The sequence below is a fragment of the Paenibacillus nuruki genome (genome assembly GCF_001721045.1).
In the GTDB taxonomy this organism is placed as follows: Bacteria; Bacillota; Bacilli; order Paenibacillales; family Paenibacillaceae; genus Saccharibacillus; species Saccharibacillus nuruki.
On sequence record NZ_MDER01000108.1, the window covers coordinates 1 to 2,996 of the forward strand.

General features: G+C 33.7%; 3 protein-coding genes. All 3 read right to left on the minus strand.

Going from position 1 to position 2,996, the window contains the following annotated elements; translation table 11 throughout:
* Window positions 1-281: 281 nt before the first annotated feature.
* Window positions 282-632 (minus strand): hypothetical protein, encoded by a 351-nt coding sequence (locus PTI45_RS23520; protein WP_069330024.1) that lies wholly within the window; start codon window positions 630-632, stop codon window positions 282-284.
* A gap of 17 nt (window positions 633-649) precedes the next feature.
* Window positions 650-1,849: an RHS repeat-associated core domain-containing protein gene (locus PTI45_RS24520; RefSeq protein WP_245703556.1), complete on the minus strand. Its 1,200-nt coding sequence runs from the start codon at window positions 1,847-1,849 to the stop codon at window positions 650-652.
* Between the two features lie 216 nt (window positions 1,850-2,065).
* Complete coding sequence (locus PTI45_RS23530) at window positions 2,066-2,467, minus strand: hypothetical protein (RefSeq protein ID WP_069330026.1); 402 nt, start codon at window positions 2,465-2,467, stop codon at window positions 2,066-2,068.
* Window positions 2,468-2,996: the final 529 nt, after the last annotated feature.

Here is a 2,996-nt window from a genome sequence, read left to right on the forward strand (position 1 = left end):
TACAGAAAGTTCTTGACCTGTAACATAATATTTTATTTAAATAATTCCTATAAATAATTTAGATTCACCAAATCATGAATAGCATTTGATAAGAATATTTTCACTGCATTAAACATCTTATCAATATCCGCACTCACTCCATCTAATTTCACAAATTTGAATCACCAATCTCTTATAGCTTGAGTTTGAACTATTAAAACGAATAATTAAACGATTTTTAAGTTAAAAAATACAAGCTGTAAAATATACAGCTTGTATTTTAAATTTATTTCAAACTACCTTTAATTATAATACCCTTGACCAACAACCCATAATAAATATTCAAGTTTTGCAAGCAAAGCAACTTTATCCTTTGTAGAATAACTTTCTATCGGATTAGACCAATCTAAATTTTTAATTAATTCTAATCCATATTCCCCTAGAGGGTTTGCTTCTGGATACCATCCAATATCCCAAATAATATTATCTCGAATATAACTCATTTGAAGTAAATCTTCTGTGAAATTAATCCATTTTTCATTCAATGTCTTTGGATCTAATTCTACAAAAGTATTGTAGTCCACTTTCCAAGAAGAAGAAGATATCCGTATGGGTTGTGATTTTAATATTGGTAGTTCTGATTTAACTCTCATACTATTAACTCCAAAGTTTATCTTTGAACAGCTTTACCTAAATATTCTTCTAACCGTTTTCCTGCAATTGGATATCCATGAAAAACTCCTCCAGATGTTATTTCTGTGCGAATCCATGAAGTCTCTATTCCTAAATCATATCCTATTGGCTTTCCTGTATCATATATAAAATATATAGCTCCTTTTTCTTCCGAAACAATATTTCCTTTCCATAATGCCTCTCTTTTCAAGGCTGTGTTATTTATACCAGGCAAATATTGTGCTTGTTTCCTTCCAGTGATGCTAAAAGACTGTGCTTCATTGATAGTTTTTGCTTTTAAATGTTTAAATCCATGATTAGTTGGAATTGCATTATGCAATATTTTGCGGAATTGTTTCCGAGTATAATAACCATTATAAGCAATCTTGTCTACTCTTGTTGATATAGAACCTTTACCAAATTGCTTAATAACCCAGCTACCCGCATCGCTTGCCACTTCGGTTCCATATTTACCGACATATTTCGCACCTGGAATTGGGATCAAAGCGGAAACTCCGCCAATTGTTTCTGCCACTCGGTCGCCTGTAGTAAGCTGTTGTCCTGTAATGTAATCTACGCCTGTGATTTCTTGTTGCCAAGCTTTTACCGTTCCTAGATATGGAATCGCATCAGCTACTCCACTTCCAACCGTTTTCAACATCTCGTCACTATCCGCACTCAGTCCAAACGGATCGATATACGAAATCGGATTCCCATTCACATACGCATATCGATTCATGGTCAGCCCATCGTCGATACTTCCACTCAATACATCGCGGTTCACAAAGCGTTTGATCTCTGGATTGTAGTACCTTGCTCGCATCTGGTACAACCCGTTCGGATCGGTCATGACTCCGTCGCGTCCGTTGTATTGGAACGGTTGCTCGGTGGTTCCTTCGTGTCCTAACGATTCACCATAGGTACCGTAGCTGTACGTATCGGTTAGTTGTCCCTTAGCATCGGTTAATGCGAGTGTACTTCCTCGACGATCGTAATGGTAGCTTTGGTACGCTCCATTCGTATCTTGGCGTCCGATCAAGCCATTACCGTACACATACCATGCGGTTGGTTTGCGGATGCATCGGTTTCCATCAACACTTGAGACAACACAGCTTCGGGATTGATCACATACTTCGTGGTCGTTCCATTCATGGTCATTGCGATGATAAGCAAGCTGTGTAATATATCTGAACAGCATTACCAAGGATAAAAAAGTAAAATATTTAAGAGTATAAATGTTACTCATAAAACCTTTATACAGTTAGATATTTTATTGTTTAAAATCATCGCTTTATTCAGCAGTTAGTAGGGCAGATTCTAGAGAAAACCTTGATTGGCTCGCCCGAATCAAGGTTTTCTAAAATACATAATTTCTAAACCATTCTATTTTTACTGCTTACTCAAGCTTTTATGTCTATTTATCAAGCAACAGACAGGCGATTTTCTTAGCTCCTACAAAATAATATTTTTCATCATTAAAATCATCGGCAATAAACTTAAAAATATAATTACCAATTTCCACTTCAAAATTGTTAGATAATTCCTCTATTTCTTTTTGATTGGATAATTGAATCACACAGCTTAAAGTATCGGTTTTCCATCCAAAAGGGATTGAAACAAAAGACATTTGCTCAAAAGTGATTTCAATATTAGCTTCTTGTAAGGTATTATCTAACCGACCGATGATTGTTAAATCCCAACCGTTAGATAAGGCAACATCAAAATCCATCCAAAGTTCCTTAGAAACATATTCGTTGATACTCTCAACTACTTGAATTACTTCTGTTTCATTCATTAAGAATCTTTGTTCATTCAAAATTACCACTCCTATTCATAGTAACTATATATATGTATCTTTAGTAGCATTTTCATTAAATAAAGGATTTGGACGACCATCTTTATAAGTTTCCTTTAACGTACTTTCATGATACCAATTTCCATTATAATCCATATATTCTGTTCCAACTCCTAATTAGGAATTTATAATCGGATAAAGATTTTTCACTGACCTCGTTCCATCAAACTATCTTTCAAATTTCAGACCGTTAGGCGCTGTACCTTGTTAAAATCTATTATTCATTCTATTTGAAGTGGTAGCTTTCTTATAATTAAATAAGAATAAGCTAATCATAATTATTCAGTATAATTAGCTTATTCTTTAGTAAAACGTAAGTTAATTAAAGATAGTTATTAATTATTCATCTTTAATCGCGTTTCTACCAGTCAAAAAATATTCTTTAAAAAAGTTAGTATCAAACAATTTCCCTTGAAAATTCTCGTTTTTATATTGAAATTGTTTTAGTTTTGCTTGTTGTAAACTATTATTGTCCATAGAGTTAAATGGT

Bases quoted from the DNA above. Each gene is read 5' to 3' on its own strand.
- PTI45_RS24520 (WP_245703556.1), bottom strand. From the start codon at position 1,849: ATGCTGTTCAGATATATTACACAGCTTGCTTATCATCGCAATGACCAT.
- PTI45_RS23520 (WP_069330024.1), bottom strand. From the start codon at position 632: ATGAGAGTTAAATCAGAACTACCAATATTAAAATCACAACCCATACGG.